At 42.2% G+C, this 16,548-nt stretch carries 15 protein-coding genes; 4 read left to right on the top strand and 11 right to left on the bottom strand.

The features are described from left to right. Positions 1-6 precede the first annotated feature (6 nt). Both ACI3E5_RS04925 and ACI3E5_RS04920 read left to right on the top strand, forming a co-directional pair. Positions 7-2,160 (top strand): amino acid ABC transporter substrate-binding protein/permease, encoded by a 2,154-nt coding sequence (locus ACI3E5_RS04925; protein ID WP_194185309.1) that lies wholly within the window; start codon positions 7-9, stop codon positions 2,158-2,160. Position 2,161: 1 nt separating this feature from the next. Continuing rightward, positions 2,162-2,899 carry an amino acid ABC transporter ATP-binding protein gene (locus ACI3E5_RS04920; protein ID WP_005225946.1) on the top strand — a complete coding sequence of 246 codons (738 nt, stop codon included), beginning with the start codon at positions 2,162-2,164 and terminating at the stop codon, positions 2,897-2,899. A gap of 48 nt (positions 2,900-2,947) precedes the next feature. On the opposite strand, the gene ACI3E5_RS04915 is transcribed toward ACI3E5_RS04920, so the two are convergent. Continuing rightward, positions 2,948-3,187 carry a hypothetical protein gene (locus ACI3E5_RS04915; RefSeq protein WP_142967264.1) on the bottom strand — a complete coding sequence of 80 codons (240 nt, stop codon included), beginning with the start codon at positions 3,185-3,187 and terminating at the stop codon, positions 2,948-2,950. Between the two features lie 385 nt (positions 3,188-3,572). On the opposite strand from ACI3E5_RS04915, the gene ACI3E5_RS04910 reads away from it, so the two are divergent. Both ACI3E5_RS04910 and ACI3E5_RS04905 read left to right on the top strand, forming a co-directional pair. Further along, a complete protein-coding gene (locus ACI3E5_RS04910) occupies positions 3,573-4,112 on the top strand; it encodes a hypothetical protein (protein ID WP_194185308.1) in 540 nt (179 codons plus the stop codon). 90 nt (positions 4,113-4,202) lie between these two features. Further along, positions 4,203-4,958 (top strand): Tat pathway signal sequence domain protein, encoded by a 756-nt coding sequence (locus ACI3E5_RS04905; protein WP_228077350.1) that lies wholly within the window; start codon positions 4,203-4,205, stop codon positions 4,956-4,958. Positions 4,959-5,053: 95 nt separating this feature from the next. Here the strand turns inward: ACI3E5_RS04905 and ACI3E5_RS04900 are convergent, their stop codons facing one another. The 10 genes from ACI3E5_RS04900 to hemW all read right to left on the bottom strand — a co-directional run bounded on the left by ACI3E5_RS04900 (position 5,054) and on the right by hemW (position 16,186). Then, positions 5,054-5,509, bottom strand: a complete 456-nt coding sequence (locus tag ACI3E5_RS04900) for an S-ribosylhomocysteine lyase (protein ID WP_008382180.1) — start codon at positions 5,507-5,509, stop codon at positions 5,054-5,056. Positions 5,510-5,521: 12 nt separating this feature from the next. Further along, positions 5,522-6,166: a class I SAM-dependent methyltransferase gene (locus ACI3E5_RS04895; RefSeq protein ID WP_060792075.1), complete on the bottom strand. Its 645-nt coding sequence runs from the start codon at positions 6,164-6,166 to the stop codon at positions 5,522-5,524. A 2-nt stretch (positions 6,167-6,168) separates the two neighbouring features. Beyond that, on the bottom strand, positions 6,169-7,314 hold the full coding sequence (locus ACI3E5_RS04890) for a cystathionine gamma-synthase (RefSeq protein WP_194185307.1): 1,146 nt from the start codon (positions 7,312-7,314) through the stop codon (positions 6,169-6,171). Continuing rightward, complete coding sequence (locus ACI3E5_RS04885) at positions 7,304-8,269, bottom strand: PLP-dependent cysteine synthase family protein (protein ID WP_194185306.1); 966 nt, start codon at positions 8,267-8,269, stop codon at positions 7,304-7,306. The genes ACI3E5_RS04890 and ACI3E5_RS04885 overlap by 11 nt, the downstream gene beginning before the upstream one ends. Before the next feature lie 406 nt (positions 8,270-8,675). Beyond that, on the bottom strand, positions 8,676-9,776 hold the full coding sequence (locus tag ACI3E5_RS04880) for a glycerol dehydrogenase (RefSeq protein ID WP_034857973.1): 1,101 nt from the start codon (positions 9,774-9,776) through the stop codon (positions 8,676-8,678). A gap of 187 nt (positions 9,777-9,963) precedes the next feature. Continuing rightward, positions 9,964-11,133 carry a molecular chaperone DnaJ gene (gene dnaJ, locus ACI3E5_RS04875; protein WP_498820939.1) on the bottom strand — a complete coding sequence of 390 codons (1,170 nt, stop codon included), beginning with the start codon at positions 11,131-11,133 and terminating at the stop codon, positions 9,964-9,966. A gap of 126 nt (positions 11,134-11,259) precedes the next feature. Then, positions 11,260-13,089 carry a molecular chaperone DnaK gene (gene dnaK, locus ACI3E5_RS04870; protein ID WP_005225936.1) on the bottom strand — a complete coding sequence of 610 codons (1,830 nt, stop codon included), beginning with the start codon at positions 13,087-13,089 and terminating at the stop codon, positions 11,260-11,262. 52 nt (positions 13,090-13,141) lie between these two features. Next, entirely contained in the window at positions 13,142-13,729 is a 588-nt protein-coding gene (gene grpE, locus ACI3E5_RS04865; protein WP_005225935.1) for a nucleotide exchange factor GrpE, read from the bottom strand. 38 nt (positions 13,730-13,767) lie between these two features. Beyond that, entirely contained in the window at positions 13,768-14,811 is a 1,044-nt protein-coding gene (gene hrcA / locus ACI3E5_RS04860) for a heat-inducible transcriptional repressor HrcA (protein ID WP_005225934.1), read from the bottom strand. A gap of 184 nt (positions 14,812-14,995) precedes the next feature. Continuing rightward, entirely contained in the window at positions 14,996-16,186 is a 1,191-nt protein-coding gene (hemW, locus tag ACI3E5_RS04855; protein ID WP_194185305.1) for a radical SAM family heme chaperone HemW, read from the bottom strand. Positions 16,187-16,548: the final 362 nt, after the last annotated feature.

Below are 16,548 nucleotides of genomic sequence, written 5' to 3'. Positions count from 1 at the left end.
ATTTTCTTGAAAAGAAAACACATGTCCTTCGCTTTAATCGCGCTGATTATCAGCATTTTTACGCTATCAGTAAAGTCAGCAAGTGCGGAGGAAACTACGTATAAGATAGGAACAGATTTAACATTTGCTCCTTTCGAATTCAAGAATGAAAATAATGAATATGTAGGGATCGATATAGATTTATTAAACGCGATCGCTGAAGATCAAGGTTTTGCAGTTGATTTACGTCCACTCGGTTTTGATCCTTCCATCCAAGGTGTTTTGTCCAATCAGTTGGACGGAATGATTGCAGGAATGAGTATCACAGAAGAGCGCAAAGAGAACTTTGATTTCTCAGATCCTTATTTTGATAGTGGGATTCAAATGGCGGTAGCTGCTGACAATGACAGCATTACTAGCTACGAAGATCTTGAGGGCGAAACGGTCGGTGCAAAGGTTGGTACCGAAAGTGCCCGCTTTTTAGAAGAAAATAAAGACCAATATGGCTACGACATCAAACTTTATGATGACGCTACTGGGTTGTATGGCGCTGTACGCAATGGTACTGTGGCAGCCGCTTTTGATGATTATCCAGTGCTTGGCTATGCCATCAACAACGGCGAACCGATGAAACTTGTCGGCGAACCTGAAAAAGGTGCTTCTTACGGATTCGCTGTCAGAAAAGGCCAAAATCAAGAACTACTTGAAAAATTCAATGCTGGTTTAGCCAACATGAAAGCTTCTGGCAAATACGACGAAATCGTCAATACTTACATCACAACGTCTGATTCAGATGCAGACACCAGTGAAATGGTGAAAGTCGAACCAAAGAAAGATGTTTACCGAATTGCCAGTGACTCCGCCTTCGCTCCATTTGAATTCCAAAATGAAGACAATGAGTATGTAGGGATCGATGTTGATTTAATGAATCGGGCGGCAGAATTGCAAGGGTTCAACATTGAATTCAATTTCATCGGTTTTTCAGGAGCTTTGCAAGCCTTGGATGGTAACCAAGCAGATGGGATGATCGCTGGGATGACGATCACTGATGAGCGTCGTCAATCCTATGACTTCTCTGACTCTTACTTTGAAAGCGGCATTCAGATCGCTGTAAAAGAAGGCAATGATTCCATCAATTCCTATGAAGATCTAGAAGGAAAAACCGTCGGTGCGAAAGTGGGAACAGAAAGTGCAGACTTCTTGATCGCCAACGAAGAAAAATATGGCTATTCAATCAAATATTATGATGCGGCCGATCAATTATATGCAGCTGTTAACGGCGGACAAATCGATGCCATGATGGATGATTATCCAGTGATCGGTTATGCCATCAGCCAAGGTCAAAAACTAGTGACACCGATTGAAAAAGAATCTGGCGGTCAGTACGGTTTTGCGGTGAAAAAAGGCCAAAATCCTGAACTGATCCAAATGTTCAATGAAGCATTGAAAGAAATGAAACGGACTGGCGAGTACGATCAAATCATCAATAAATACATTGAAGATGGCTCTACCACAGAAAAACGAGTGGATGAATCAACGATCACTGGTTTGATCAGCAACAACTATAACGTCTTGTTAAAAGGTTTATGGAACACCCTTTTACTAGCATTGATTTCTTTTGCCTTAGCATTAGTGATCGGCATCATTTTTGGACTATTTAGTGTTGCTCCAATCAAAGCATTGCGGGTTTTTGCAGGGATCTATGTTGATATCATTCGTGGTATTCCTATGATGGTATTGGCTTTCTTCATCTTCTTCGGCCTTTCCGATGCCATTGGTATCACGATTCCCGACTTTGCAGCCGGGGTCATTACATTGACTTTAAATGCCAGTGCCTATATCGCTGAGATCGTCCGTGGCGGGATCAATGCGGTGCCAAAAGGTCAGATGGAAGCCTCTCGTAGTTTGGGGATGACCTACACTCGGACAATGCAGAAAATCATTTTACCGCAAGCGATCAAAATCATGATTCCATCTTTCGTTAACCAATTCGTTATCTCGTTGAAAGATACAACGATCATCTCGGTTATCGGAGTCGTAGAATTATTGCAAACTGGGAAAATCATCGTTGCTCGGACTACGCAAAGTACCTATGTTTACTTGATCATCGCGATTATTTACTTAGTCGTGATCACAGCTTTAACGAAACTTGCAAAAGTTTTAGAAAAGAAGGTGAAATAGCATGAAAGAAAAAATCTTAGTTGAAAATCTTGTAAAAAAATACGGCGATAATACCGTATTGAACAATATCAATGTTTCAATCGCTGAAGGAGAAGTCGTTTGTGTGATCGGTCCTTCAGGATCCGGGAAATCGACGTTCTTACGCTGTTTGAACCGCTTAGAAGAACCAACCAGCGGCGATATTATCGTTGACGGCGCACATCTGATGGATAAAAACACCAATATCAATGCTGTTCGTCAACATATCGGCATGGTGTTTCAGCATTTCAATCTCTTCCCTCACTTGTCGGTTTTAGAAAATATCATTTTAGCACCGATGGATCTAAAAAATGCTTCTCGGCAAGAAGCGGAAAAGAACGCAATTCGTTTATTAGAAACGGTCGGTTTGGCAGATAAAAAAGACATGTACCCTGACAATCTGTCTGGAGGACAAAAACAACGGGTGGCGATCGCTAGAGCTTTAGCAATGAATCCCGATGTGATGTTGTTCGATGAACCAACCTCCGCACTCGATCCAGAAATGGTTGGCGATGTACTCAATGTTATGAAGGATTTGGCAAAACAAGGAATGACCATGGTGATCGTAACTCACGAGATGGGGTTTGCCAAAGAAGTAGCAAACCGTGTGATGTTTATTGACGGCGGGAACTTCTTGGAAGACGGTACACCTGAGCAAATCTTTACCAATCCTAAGCATGAGCGTACCAAAGACTTCTTAGACAAAGTATTGAATATTTAAAAAAGCCTCTGCAACAGTCCGACGAAGGAACTGTTGCAGAGGTTTTCTTTATTGCTTGTTCCGCTTCGTTTCATCTGCGATCCGCTTTTGATTTTCCCCCAAAAACACTTTTGTATCGATGGGGTTTGCTTTGTTCGCCCCGCCGATGCCAGTATCAACCATTTTCCCCCAGCCCTTCAACGGCTCTTTCCCCGCTGCACGAAGCTTGGCATTTTTTAACCGTAATGCCTGTTTTTTTACTTCTTTTTTCGCTTGATGTTTTGCTTGCCAGTCCCTTAAGATCTTCATTCCCTCTTCCTCTCTTTTCTATTAAAACAATGCCACATTCAAATGCTCGAAAACCTTACCAACGATCTGTTTGCATCAAATGCCCTTTGCCACTGAAGCCGTATTTTTTTATCTTGTAGTTGACTATAGTATATCACGTGAATTTCATAATTAGGAATAGAGACTAAATTTTATTAAAACTATGAAATGTAGTTTGAAATCGAGTAGTCAGATCAGGAGTGGCATGTTACACTTATTAAACAACACTCCCTCCAAAACTGCATAAGCTGCATAAATGCATTGATTCTTTTGTTTAACCATCGGTTAGAACCCTTCTTATAAAAAACCAACCTTAAAATAACAACAAAAGAAAAATGCAGAAAATTACTTTGGAGGCATACATCTTATGAAAACCATCTGTTTCTTTCCCTTATTGATTTTCCTTTCCTTATCACTCACTGGCTGTACCCTGATTGACGAACTCCTGGATGAAACGCGACAAAGCAGTTCGTCATTAGAAACAGCGGTGACGTCTCAATCATTGTCAATGGATTCGGAAGCTAGCAGCTCTTCCTCTACTGAAAAGCAATCAACGTCTACTACAATTGACATAAGCAGCTCTTCTGACAGCCTTGATCAACAGTCAGTAAGTACCGAAGAATCCACCTCTCACTTCTCCTATTGCGAGCAATTGCAGATTGGATTGCCACGACGTTGGAATAGAACCGTCACCAAAGATTTGCTCCACCAATTGCAAGAAGGAATGTCCTGCGATCAAGTATTAGAGATCATGGGTGGACTGCCTTCTTGGCGACTAGCGATTCTAGGCGTTGAATCCAATGCCTGGATCAATCAAGAGGGCGAAGCGATCATCGTTACCCTTTCCAATCGAACCGTTACTGGCGTTACCTGGCATGATCAATTCTCAGAAACAGAAGTTAAGTAAGTAATCAGAGGAAATTCGTTTTATTGATCCTTCCGAATTATATCACCGTAAATTTTTTTCAAATCATTCTATTAGGAGTTGATTCGTCAGATGAAACCGATAAAGTCCTTCAACCAGGTACATATGAAAATCAAAAAGCATTGCTTCTTTCTTTTAGGTATTGCTTGTTTGATGATTGGTGCAATAACTTTTTTTATCGAAAACCAGCCATCACCTATTTATGAACAATTTCTAACTATCGATTACTTAATTTCCTTACTAGCAGACGATACGACTCCAGAAGCTATTCAAGATCTAGGGCTTGATCTGATCAAACGGAGTGACCGGGTCAATCAACGCCGGACCGCCATCAATCAGAAGCGGCGGCGTCAAAATGTGATCATTACCGAAGAAACCCATAAGGTCTTCTCGCCTGAGCAAGGAATCATGGTCGATGAAGTGAGACAGGTAACCACTCGTTTACCTGATTCTACCATTGAATTGTTGTCAATGATGGATGATAGCAGCGCGTTAGAAACAAGACGAGTACCAAGGGGCTCGCGTGAAAAGTTAGCCAAAATCAGCTTTGATTTTGACTCCGATAACGCGGGAAATGAACATTTATCTAGAATCACATTGGTTGATGTCCCAGAATTTTTCGGTATTGATTTCTCACAATTCGGGAAAGAGGATGATATTGAGGAGATCAAAGAGACATTGATCGAACAGTATGGTTTAAATGCTCACATCAGAGACGTTAGCGCCATTCGGAGACTTTTCTTTGTTCATGAAGGATTTGAGTTTTACATTAGTCAAACCTATAATCCAAACGGAGTCGGCATCACTGTCCAAGCAGTAGAACCATAAACAAAAACTATCGAACCCCCGTCTCTTTGCGGGTTTAACAAAAAAGGCGTCTGCGAATCCAAACGCAGGCACCTTTTTTCTACTTCTATTTTTATTTAGGCAAAAACGGTCGACCAATTGTCACGTTCATCAAGAAATTCTTGCGCTAATTTTTGCGCACCCTCTAAGGTATGGTTCGCCGCCCAACCGCATTGCACTTCATTGCTGGCAGGTACTTCAGTTGCTTGCAAAACGTCCTTCATGGTTTTTTCTAGGACGGTCAAAATCTCTTCATAATCGTCATGATTCAAGACAGTCAAATAAAAGCCGGTTTGGCAGCCCATTGGCGACCAGTCCACGATATAATCCGCATGATTACGAATCAATTCTGCCGTCAAATGTTCTAGCGAGTGCAGACTTGCCATATCCATATGCGCTTGGTTCGGCTGCTTCAAACGGACATCATATTTGATGATGGTATCATTCGTTCCTTGTTTTTTATCGGCAACCCGTACATAAGGTGCTTTGACTTTCGTATGATCCAAATTAAAGCTTTCAACATTCATTTTCATTGTACTTCTCTCCTACTCTTTTTGTGCTTCCACAAGCCAAACATACTCATTGATCTGCTTAAAACGACTGGTAAACCCATGCTGACGAAAGTATCGTTCGATATCCGCTATAACTGGATAGTACTCTCTTTGCAGATCAGCGGCTAGTCGCTGGTGACCAGCTTGCCGTGCTTCATCGATTCGTTCCATTTTGTGGGCGAGAGAAAGAAACATCGTATCCCCGAAAAGCACTTTCCCGCCTTTGGGCAGCATCGCAGCATATTTGCCGATTGCCCGTTGTTTTTCGTCCTCCGTAAGATGATGAAAAACATAGGTAGAAACGATCGTATCAATCACATCCGTGATCTCAGGAAAAACCTCCATATCACCATCTACAAAAGTCACTTTAGAAAGACTGGGTTTTGACTTGGCGATTCGCCGCATCTCTGGCGATGGCTCGATTGCCAGCACGTTTTTTCCTTGATCAAGCAGAGCTTGTGTTAGATTTCCAGTTCCACTACCAAATTCTACCACAGACTGCCCTGCTTTTTCAGCAATTTCAGCGAGTAACTGTTCATATTTGAAAAAAACCGCTCGATACTCTTCATCCTTACCTGCAACTGTTTCATCGTACTCAGCTGCCCAGTCAGAAAAAATTGGAATAAACTCTCTCCCCATCACTAGCTACCTGCCTTTTCAAACGCTTGCTCTAAATCTGCCTGCAGATCCTCACCGTCTTCGATGCCGAGAGACAACCGAATCAAGCCATCTTTGATCCCAGATTGCTCACGAATTTCTTTAGGGATCGAGGCATGGGTCATCACGGCTGGCACTTCTACCAAGCTTTCCACGCCACCTAAGCTTTCTGCTAAAGTAAAAATCTTTAATGATTCAACAAATTCTGCTGTTTTCGATTCATCGTTTAGTTCAAAAGATATCATACCGCTATACCCAGACATCTGTGATTTGGCGATCTCATGTCCTTCATGGGCAATCAATCCTGGATAATACACGTTTGCGACAGCTAGATGTGCTTGTAAGTAGTGGGCAATTCTCATCGCGTTGTTTTGATGTGCTTCCATCCGCAAAGCAAGTGTTTTGATGCTTCGTTGGATCAACCAGCTATCATGAGGCCCCAATACACCACCAATGGCGTTTTGTAAAAAAGCAATTCTTTTGGCGATTTGCGGCTTTTTGGCAACCGCTAACCCAGCTACTACATCACTGTGTCCACCGAGATACTTGGTAGCACTGTGAATCACAATATCTGCGCCTAATTGTAGCGGCTTTTGAAAGTAAGGGGTCGCAAAGGTATTATCCACGATCGTCAAAATGTCCTGTTTTTTAGCTAGTTGGGCAACGATTGCGATGTCCGTGATCTTCAATAATGGATTAGTCGGCGTTTCCAGAAAGATCGCTTTGGTTTCTGGAAGGATGGCTGCTTCAACGGCAGCTAGCTCATTTGTTTTGACAAGTGTATAAGACAATCCGCTTTTTTCTAATACTTGATGGAGCAAACGAAACGTCCCGCCATATACATCATCCCCTAAAATGACATGGTCTCCAGTCTGAAACAGCGAGAAGACCGCATGGGTGGCTGCTAATCCAGAGGCAAAAGCAAACCCTTGGGCGCCTTCTTCCAGATCCGCAATCAATTCTTCTAAGGCAAATCGAGTTGGATTGCCTGAACGACTGTATTCATATTGCTTTGGCTGACCAAGAGCATTTTGCCGATAGGTTGATGTTTGGTAAATTGGCACACTAACAGCACCAGTCATTTCGTCTTCGCTGATACCGCCGTGGATTACTTTTGTATTAAAATGCATGGTTTACTCCTCCTATGAATGGGGTGATTGCTGATTCACCCGCATAAATCTGTTTTGATAGATAGCGATCGCCTCCATCTGGAAAGACGGTAACGATCGAGCTTCCAGTTGGTAATTCGAGGCTTTCTTTTACTGCTGCTGCCATCGCCGCTCCACTTGAACTTCCAACAAGCAAACCATAGTTTCTTGCCAAGTAACGAGTAAAAGCAAAGCCTTCCGCATCACTGATCGTATAAATTTGATCAATAAGCAAATCGTCAAAAAATTGGGGAATGAACTCAACACCGATCCCTTCAATCTCATGTCCATGGGCAGGCCCGCCATTTAAGATCGATCCTTCTGGTTCAACGACAGCAAGTCGAGTGCTTGATTTTTGCTTTTTTAAGTATGTTGCGACACCCGCGAAGGTCCCCCCGCTGCCAGCTCCAGCAACAAAGCTGTCAATTTTTCCAGATAACTCCTGAAAGATCTCTGGGCCTAAGGTTGCTTGGTAGGATGCAGGATTGTTTTGATTGTGAAATTGCATTGGCATATAACTATTTGGTAGCTGTTTTGCTATTTCCTTTGCTTTTTCAATCGCCCCTTGAATGCCTGCTTCAGTGGGCGTATGAACGATGGTCCCGCCCAACGCTTCAATCAGTTGCTGCTTTTCAAGGCTAAATTTTTCAGGAATGACAAAAATCATTTTTAAGCCATACTCGATCCCAGCTAAAGCTAAACCAATTCCAGTATTTCCCGCTGTCGGTTCGATAACGGTTGTCTCATGATCGATCACATGCTCGCGAAACGCTTCATCGATCAAATACTTTCCTAAGCGGTCCTTGATACTTCCACCAGGATTTAAATACTCAAGTTTCGCATAGATGGTACTTCCCTTTTTGCCGCCAAATGCTGCGGCATCAAATTCAAAGAATGGGGTGTGCCCAATCAATGCTTTTATATTATTAACGATCATCGCTCGACTCCTCGCTCAACTTTGTTTGGCACAACTCGTATGCTTCATGTACTCATTTTCATTTGCAATCATCAGCCGTCGCCAATGAAAGCGGTAAAAAACAGCAAACAAAAAGGGGTACTGACTATTACATCAGTACCCCAAAAAAATGTCGTCTTATCCGGATAGAAGTGAATCACTAAAGAAACTTCAGCGATCTTCTGCGACAAAGGAACTAATAATAGGCATGACAAATCGGTATGCTGCTTTTTGCACCATACAACAACAGGTAGTTTGTGTGTTGACGTTTGTCATGTCTTGTTCCCTCCTTTAATTTGCTTGTTATCAAAATAGCACGACTCTTTTTTATTGTCAAACGTTTTTTGAAATCACCGAGCACACATTGATGACCTTTAATAAAATAACATCATAGAGGATAGTAAGCACTCACATAGGCATCCACGGCTTTGATCGCTGCTGCAACATCTTCTGCAGAAACCGGAAATGGCATATTGTGGATCGTTTCCCCTTCGATGGTTGCTTGCTCGCCAATTTTTAATAGGTCTGCATCGCTGGCTTCCGCAAGATGCATGTCGGATAATGTCGTCGGTAATTCTAATGCCTGATACAATTCTATATATTGGTCGAGCTCTTCAGGATCTGCATTTTCCAGCATCAATTGAGTGAGTGTTCCGTAAGCAACCTTCTCACCATGGGTCAGATCATGAACGTCTCCTTCAAGGGCTGTCAAGCCATTATGAATCGCATGAGCTGCTGCCAGACCTGCACTTTCAAAGCCTAATCCACTAAGCAAAGTGTTGGCTTCCACGATTTGTTCAAAAGCTTCGGTAACGACTTGTTTTTTATTCGCTTGATAGGCTTTTAAGGCATTCTCAAAAAGGATCTCTTCGCATTTTTCAGCGATCGCCATGCTGGCAATTGGTTGCACGCCGCCGACCATATTTTTACTATGGCTTCGAGCAACAGCACGTGCCTCGACATAGGTTGCGAGTGCATCCGCAATACCAGCGGCTAGCAATTTGGCAGGCGCTTTGGCAATCACAGCGGTATCCACTAAGACAAGTTCAGGATTTTTGTTATAAAAACGATACTTTTCAAAACGACCTTCATCAGTATAAATAACAGAAAGTGCCGAAGTTGGTGCATCAGTGGAGGCAATCGTTGGCAAAACAGCAATCGGTATTTTCAATTCATCCGCAACAGCTTTCCCAGTATCGATGGCTTTCCCACCACCTAATGCGGCAATCACTTCGATTGATTCACTTTTAGCTTTAGAGACGATACGATCGATTTCATTTGCAGAAGCTTCTCCACCAAAAATTTCTTTTACCGGTTCTAACTCGGCTGCTTTCAGATTCTCAAATAGTTCTTCACCGGCAATTTTCCAAACAGTTTCATCGGTCAAAAGAAGCACTTTCTTTCCTAAATCTTTGATATGGGATAACCCATGCTTCAAGACCCCTTTTCCTTGAACGTATCGTGACGGACTCGCAAATATTCTTTCCATTGTATCTCCTCCTTTAATTGATCTACTTTTATTGTGACACACTAAGCAAGCGATTTCAAAGGAAAAGAAAAAAAGATGGCCAAGAAGATTCGATTCTTGCCCATACTGCACATTTATAGCCATACAAACACTCATGCCCTTATAAAACGGATGGTTTTATAAGGGCATGAGTTGGATTTTTTCATGGTTATTTCTTTTTCCCACCAAAAGCATCTTTCATTTTATCAAAAAATCCTTCTGGTTGTTGTTCGTTCGTTTCATGGCCACTGACTTTTGCATAAGCCCGCAATGCCTCTTTTTGTTCCTCATTTAAGTTCTTAGGTGTGATCAGCTTCACTTTGACCTGTTGATCGCCATTGCCGCCTCCCCGTAAGCGAGGGGCTCCCTTACCGCGTAAGCGGAAGTTTGTGCCTGTTTGCGTACCAGCTGGAATTTTTAATTTCACATTCCCATGAACCGTTGGTACATTGACTTCGTCGCCTAAAGCAGCTTGGACAAAGTTTAACGGCAGTTCGTAATAAATTTCCGACCCATCACGGTCAAAAATATCACTTTCTTCCACTCGGAAAACAACGTACAGATCACCATAAGGACCACCATTGGTGCCAGCTTCTCCTTGACCAGACAAGCGCATTTGTTGTCCATCTTCGACACCTGCAGGTACGTTGACTTTCACACTGTGTTTTTTCTTTTCATGGCCAGTACCATGACATGTTGTACATGGTTCTTTGATTTCTTTCCCAGTTCCATGACAAACATCACAGGTTTGACGGCTCATCACACGACCAAGCGGTGTTTGACGTTCAACATTGATGGTACCTGCACCATGACATTTATGACAGGTTTCTGGTGAAGTACCTGGTTTTGCCCCGTTTCCACCACAGGTATGACAAGTTTCTTCACGATTGTATTGAACAGTTTTTTCCACTCCGAAAATCGCTTCTTCAAAGGAAAGATCAACAGCATATTGCAAGTCCGCTCCTTGTCGAGGTGCATTAGGATTGGCTGCTCTGCCGCCTCCACCACCGAAAAACGATTCGAAAATGTCTTCAAATCCACCAAAACCGCCACCGGAGAATCCGCCACTGTTAAAGCCGCCGAATCCACCGCCATAACCGCCTCCGTAGTTCGGATCGGTACCAGCATGACCATACTGGTCATAAGCAGCTCTTTTTTGGGAATCACTTAATATTTCATAGGCCTCAGAAATTTCTTTAAACTTTGCTTCTGCATCAGGTTCTTTATTGATGTCTGGATGATATTGTTTTGAAAGCTTACGATAAGCTTTTTTGATTTCGTCATCCGAAGCCCCTTTTTGTAGACCTAAGACCTCATAATAATCTCTTTTGTCTGCCATTGGCTTCCCTCCACTATATTCTTGCGTCTCTCGTATTTTAGCATATAATTCGCTCTAGAAAAATACGTTTCGCAAATTCATAAGAAAAAGCCAAAGTGGTGACTTTGGCTTTTTCACAAACAGCGATTATTTATCGTCACCGTCTACTTCTTCAAAGTCGGCGTCAACCACATCGTCTGCGCCGCCTTGTGCAGCTTCTGGATTTTCTTGTGCTTGTTGTTGTGCTGCTTGTTCGTATAATTTAACAGTTAAGTTTTGTACGATTTCATTCAAAGCATCACGCTTCGTTTTCATTTCTTCTAAGTTGTTTGCTTCAAGTGCAGCTTTCAACTCATCACGAGCTTCTTCCGCTTTTTTGACTTCGTCTGCATCCACTTTGCCTTCAAGCTCTTTCAATGTTTTATCAACAGTGAACAACAAAGCATCGACGTCATTGCGTAGATCAACTTCTTCTTTGCGTTGTTTGTCGGCTTCAGCGTTTGCTTCAGCATCTTTTACCATGCGTTCGATTTCTTCATCTGATAAACCTGAAGATGATTTGATCGTGATTTTTTGTTCTTTTTGTGTACCTAAATCTTTTGCAGAAACATTGACGATCCCATTTTTATCAATATCAAATGTTACTTCGATTTGAGGGATGCCACGAGGTGCTGGTGGAATATCCGTCAATTGGAATCTACCTAATGTTTTGTTGTCAGCTGCCATTGGGCGTTCTCCTTGCAAGACATGGATATCAACGGCTGGTTGATTGTCTGCTGCAGTTGAGAAGACTTGTGATTTACTTGTAGGGATCGTTGTGTTACGATCGATCAGTTTTGTGAAGACGGCACCCATTGTTTCGATACCTAATGATAATGGTGTAACGTCTAGTAAGACGACATCTTTCACATCACCTGTGATCACGCCACCTTGGATCGCAGCACCCATCGCTACCACTTCATCTGGGTTTACTGATTTGTTTGGTTCTTTATTGGTTTCTTTACGAACAGCATCAACTACTGCTGGAATACGTGTTGAACCACCAACTAAGATGACTTCATCGATTTCTGATTGTGACAAGCCAGCATCTTTCAAAGCTTGGCGTACTGGAATTTTTGTCCGTTCGACTAGGTCTGCGGTCAATTCATCGAATTTCGCACGAGTCAAGGTCATTTCCAAGTGCAATGGACCAGCATCACCAGCTGTGATAAATGGCAAGCTGATTTGAGTACTTGTTACACCTGACAAGTCTTTTTTCGCTTTTTCAGCAGCATCTTTCAAACGTTGCAAGGCCATTTTATCTTTTCCAAGATCAATGCCGTTTTCTTTTTTGAATTCTGCTACCATGTGGTCGATGATTTTGTTATCAAAGTCATCCCCACCTAGGTTGTTGTCCCCAGCAGTTGATAATACGTCAAAGACGCCATCCCCTAATTCAAGGATCGATACGTCGAAAGTACCGCCACCTAAGTCAAAGACTAGGATTTTTTCATCTTTATCTGTTTTATCTAACCCATAAGCTAAAGCTGCAGCAGTTGGTTCGTTGACGATCCGTTCTACTTCAAGACCGGCAATTTTACCAGCATCTTTGGTTGCTTGACGTTGCGCATCGTTGAAGTATGCAGGAACAGTAATGACTGCTTTTTCAACTTTTTCACCTAAATAGTCTTCGGCAAATCCTTTGATGTATTGAAGAACCATTGCGGAAACTTCTTGTGGTGTGTAAGATTTGCCTTCAACTTCTACTTTGTATCCAGCTTCACCCATATGGCGTTTAATAGAAGAAATCGTATTCGGGTTTGTTACTGCTTGGCGTTTTGCAACTTCCCCTACTTGGATCTCACCGTTTTTGAATGAGACAACAGAAGGTGTGGTACGGTTTCCTTCTGGATTCGTAATGATTTTTGCTTCGCCGCCTTCAAGGACAGCAACAGCTGAGTTTGTTGTTCCTAAGTCGATACCGATAATTTTACTCATAAGTAATACACTCCCTTTTTTAATTTAAACATCTACTTATAGATAGAAAGAACTATTGTGCAACGATGACCATGCTTGCACGCAAGACACGATCATGCAATTTATACCCTTTTTGCAAGACAGTAACGATTGTGTCTGCCGGTGTTTCATCAGAGGCAGGTACAGTCTGCACCGCTTGATGCAAGTTCGGATCGAACATTGCACCTTCAGCAGGAATCTCTTCGATTCCCTCTTCTTTTAAGGCTTGACGCAGACTTTCAAGAACCATTTCAACGCCTTTTTTCAAATTCGCAGCTTGGTCTTGATCGACATCTGCTGCCATCGCTCGTTCCAAATTGTCGATTGCTGGCAACAGTTTTTTGCCAAGATCTTGCGAGCGGTATTTTTGTAAAAGTTCCCGCTCGTTGCGGTTACGTGAAGTGATATTTGCGATCTCTGCACGAGCACGCAGGAATTGATCTTCCAATTCGTTATTCTTTTCTTGCAAAAGTTCCAATTCGCTTTTTTCCACTGCTTCTTCCTCTGGTTGAGGAGTCTGTGCTTCAGTTTCAGTTGATTCATTTGAAGATTCAGTTGTTTCTGCGGTTTCTTCAGCAGTTTTATCTAATTCTTCATCTAAACGCTCTTCTTTTTCCGTCACGTTTCAACCATCCCTTCTACGATTTGTTTCATTGCCGCTTATTCATTGGCAGCGTCTAATGCGCGATAATAATCGGCCAATTTTTTTGCTAACTCGCCTCGAAAAACTTCCATCAATCCAAACATCCGTGAATACGGCATACTTGATGGACCTAATAAAGCGATCGTTCCTTGTCCATGACCTTCGATTTCATAGCTGGCTTGGATCAAACTCATATTTTGTAACAAGTCGTTGCCAAGCTCAGAGCCGATTCTGATTTGAATCGCAGAATCTCTTGGCGCCAGCAGCTGTGTCAGCTGATCTGCGTTTTTCATAAATGAATACATCGATTTGAACTGACTAACATCTTGCGTCGGTTCAAAATCCAGAAGATTCATTCGCCCGCCGACGAAGATTTTTTCTTCAAAAATATGGCTCAGCATCGTATCAAAGAGATCAACGATTCCGTCAGTCGTTTGAAAATACTTATGCAGAATCATAGGAATCTCGGTTCTTAATCGATGGTAGACCGTCATTAGAGGTTCACCGATCAATTTGTCGTTGATGATCCTTACCATTTTTTCCAAATCTTCGCTGCTCATCGATTCAGGAAGAGTAAAGACTTGATTTTCGACATTTCCTTTATCCGTCACGATGATCGCGATGATCTGTCGTGCATTCAAAGGGACGATTCGAAAGCCTGTCAATTTCCTTTCCTTCATATCTGGTCCGAGAGACAACGCTGTATAGCTAGTCAAGTTGGACAAGATCGTGGCAGACTGCTGGATGATTTCATTGATTTCATGAAAATCTTTTCCAAAAGAATGACGAATGGTTTGAATTTCGTTTTGGTCAACTTCAGATGGCTTCAATAAGTGATCAACGTAATAGCGATACCCTTTTATTGATGGCACACGCCCTGAAGATGAATGTGTTTTTAGCAGAAGTCCAGCTTCTTCCAGCGCCTTCATCTCATTACGAATGGTGGCAGAGCTAGCTTCAACCCCATCTTCCATCAATCGCTTCGAGCCCGTGGGCTGACCAGTATTCGTATAGTTTTGGATGATGAGGTGTAAAATCATTTGTTGTCTAGGTGTCAACATTTTATCCACTCCTCCGTTAGCACTCATTCCTATTAAGTGCTAACACGATTATAAATATACCATATTTGCTAGGAATGTCAAGTATTTGCATCACTTTTTTAGCACTCTTTCTAAGAGAGTGCTAAAAAAAGAAATCAAAAAAAAGAAGTAGCGCGAAATGGCTACTTCTCTTCCTTGTTCTTTCTTATTTTTCTCCATCCAAGAGAAATGCTTCAAACACTTCGTTGCCAATGAACATCCCAGCTTTCGTTAAAAAGACACGATCACCTTGACTAGCCAACCAGCCTTTTTGAATCAACTGTTCGCTAGTTGAACCATAGATTTCCTGAAAAGATTTCCCGAATTTTTCTGCAAAGCGTATTTTTGAAATGCCAGCCTTTTTACGAAGGCCTAAAAACAGTTCCTCTTCCATTTGATTACTGGTTGTCAATTCTTCGGTTTCATGGATTGGCAATTGATTTTCCTGTAATGGTTTCAAATAATGCTGGATTGGACCTTTATTCTTGTAGCGGGTCTGTCCAAGATACCCGCTGGCGCCTGCCCCAAAGCCAAAATAATGTTCATTGTTCCAATACACTAGATTATGCAAGGACTCATACCCTGGTCGTGCAAAATTACTGATTTCATATTGATTCAAGCCAGCTTTTGTCATCGCGGCGATCGCCTCATCAAACATCTGCGTTTCAGCTTCTTGAGAAGGCAGCGCCATTCTCCCTTGGCGAACCCAGTTCATAAACATGGTTTTGTTTTCTAAAATCAAGGAATACATCGCATAGTGAGGCAACCCGAGATCAATCGCTCGCGTCAGTGTATCACGGAAGCTTTCTATGCTTTGTCCCGGAAGTGCATAAATCAAATCGATCGTCACATTCTGAAAATCATGTTTTTCCAGCAGCTGAATGGTTGAATAAACATCTTCAGCGGTATGCTTGCGGCCAATTTTTTTAAGCAAGCGATTATCAAAGGTTTGGACCCCCATCGACAAGCGAGTGACTTGATGGTTTTTCAAAACCAGCATTTTTTCTTCACTCAAATCACCAGGATTTGCTTCCACGGTAAACTCTTTGGTTGTGTGGGTCGGCAGCAATTCATGCACACCTGAAAGCAATCGATCCAGCTGGTTCGCCGAAAGCGACGTTGGCGTCCCGCCGCCGATATAAATTGTTTCCGCCTCATTGATAGGCTGACTCAAGAAGCTCAGCTCAATTTCTTTTAGTAACGCTTCAATGTACTCATCCACTGGCTGCCCTTCTAAAAACACTTTGTTGAAGTCACAGTAATAGCAGATATGTTCACAGAATGGTATATGTATATACGCAGAAATATTTTGCGCGCTTTTTGTAGATGGATCGTTTATTGTTTGACCTTCAGGCATTCCTAAGTGATTCTCCTCTACCTTCTTTTTACTCCCATCGCTGAGAGCATCGGCACTCATTGTAGCATAGTTCTTAGAATTCTCCTATCACTTGGACTATTTTGGGCAAGAAAAAACACCACTTCCAAGAAGTGATGTCTTCAAATAGTCATAGCAAAAATTAAGAGCACTACTCTTATTAAGTACGGTAAAATACCGCTTTTGTTCTTATCCCACCCAGAAAAAAATCTGTTTGTTACAAGAACTAACACTTCCCCCAAACTGTTAGCGCCACAATAGATAAGCTGTTGCTGACGGCTTACTTAACAAGAGCAGGACTCTTATTCTTGAAAGACAATTGCTTGTCTTATCTGACTTAAGTA

The organism is Candidatus Enterococcus avicola (genome assembly GCF_047470845.1).
GTDB classification, from domain to species: Bacteria; Bacillota; Bacilli; order Lactobacillales; family Enterococcaceae; genus Enterococcus_D; species Enterococcus_D casseliflavus.
Note: the sequence above shows the minus strand (reverse complement) of the source record. Positions and strands in the feature narration are given on the sequence as shown.

Coding starts and splice junctions, on each gene's coding strand:
- ACI3E5_RS04915 (WP_142967264.1), bottom strand. CDS start 3,187: ATGAAGATCTTAAGGGACTGGCAAGCAAAACATCAAGCGAAAAAAGAA.
- ACI3E5_RS04910 (WP_194185308.1), top strand. CDS start 3,573: ATGAAAACCATCTGTTTCTTTCCCTTATTGATTTTCCTTTCCTTATCA.
- dnaK (WP_005225936.1), bottom strand. CDS start 13,089: ATGAGTAAAATTATCGGTATCGACTTAGGAACAACAAACTCAGCTGTT.
- ACI3E5_RS04895 (WP_060792075.1), bottom strand. CDS start 6,166: ATGGGGAGAGAGTTTATTCCAATTTTTTCTGACTGGGCAGCTGAGTAC.
- ACI3E5_RS04880 (WP_034857973.1), bottom strand. CDS start 9,776: ATGGAAAGAATATTTGCGAGTCCGTCACGATACGTTCAAGGAAAAGGG.
- ACI3E5_RS04890 (WP_194185307.1), bottom strand. CDS start 7,314: ATGCATTTTAATACAAAAGTAATCCACGGCGGTATCAGCGAAGACGAA.
- dnaJ (WP_498820939.1), bottom strand. CDS start 11,133: ATGGCAGACAAAAGAGATTATTATGAGGTCTTAGGTCTACAAAAAGGG.
- ACI3E5_RS04920 (WP_005225946.1), top strand. CDS start 2,162: ATGAAAGAAAAAATCTTAGTTGAAAATCTTGTAAAAAAATACGGCGAT.
- hemW (WP_194185305.1), bottom strand. CDS start 16,186: ATGCCTGAAGGTCAAACAATAAACGATCCATCTACAAAAAGCGCGCAA.
- hrcA (WP_005225934.1), bottom strand. CDS start 14,811: ATGTTGACACCTAGACAACAAATGATTTTACACCTCATCATCCAAAAC.
- ACI3E5_RS04905 (WP_228077350.1), top strand. CDS start 4,203: ATGAAACCGATAAAGTCCTTCAACCAGGTACATATGAAAATCAAAAAG.
- ACI3E5_RS04900 (WP_008382180.1), bottom strand. CDS start 5,509: ATGAAAATGAATGTTGAAAGCTTTAATTTGGATCATACGAAAGTCAAA.
- ACI3E5_RS04885 (WP_194185306.1), bottom strand. CDS start 8,269: ATGATCGTTAATAATATAAAAGCATTGATTGGGCACACCCCATTCTTT.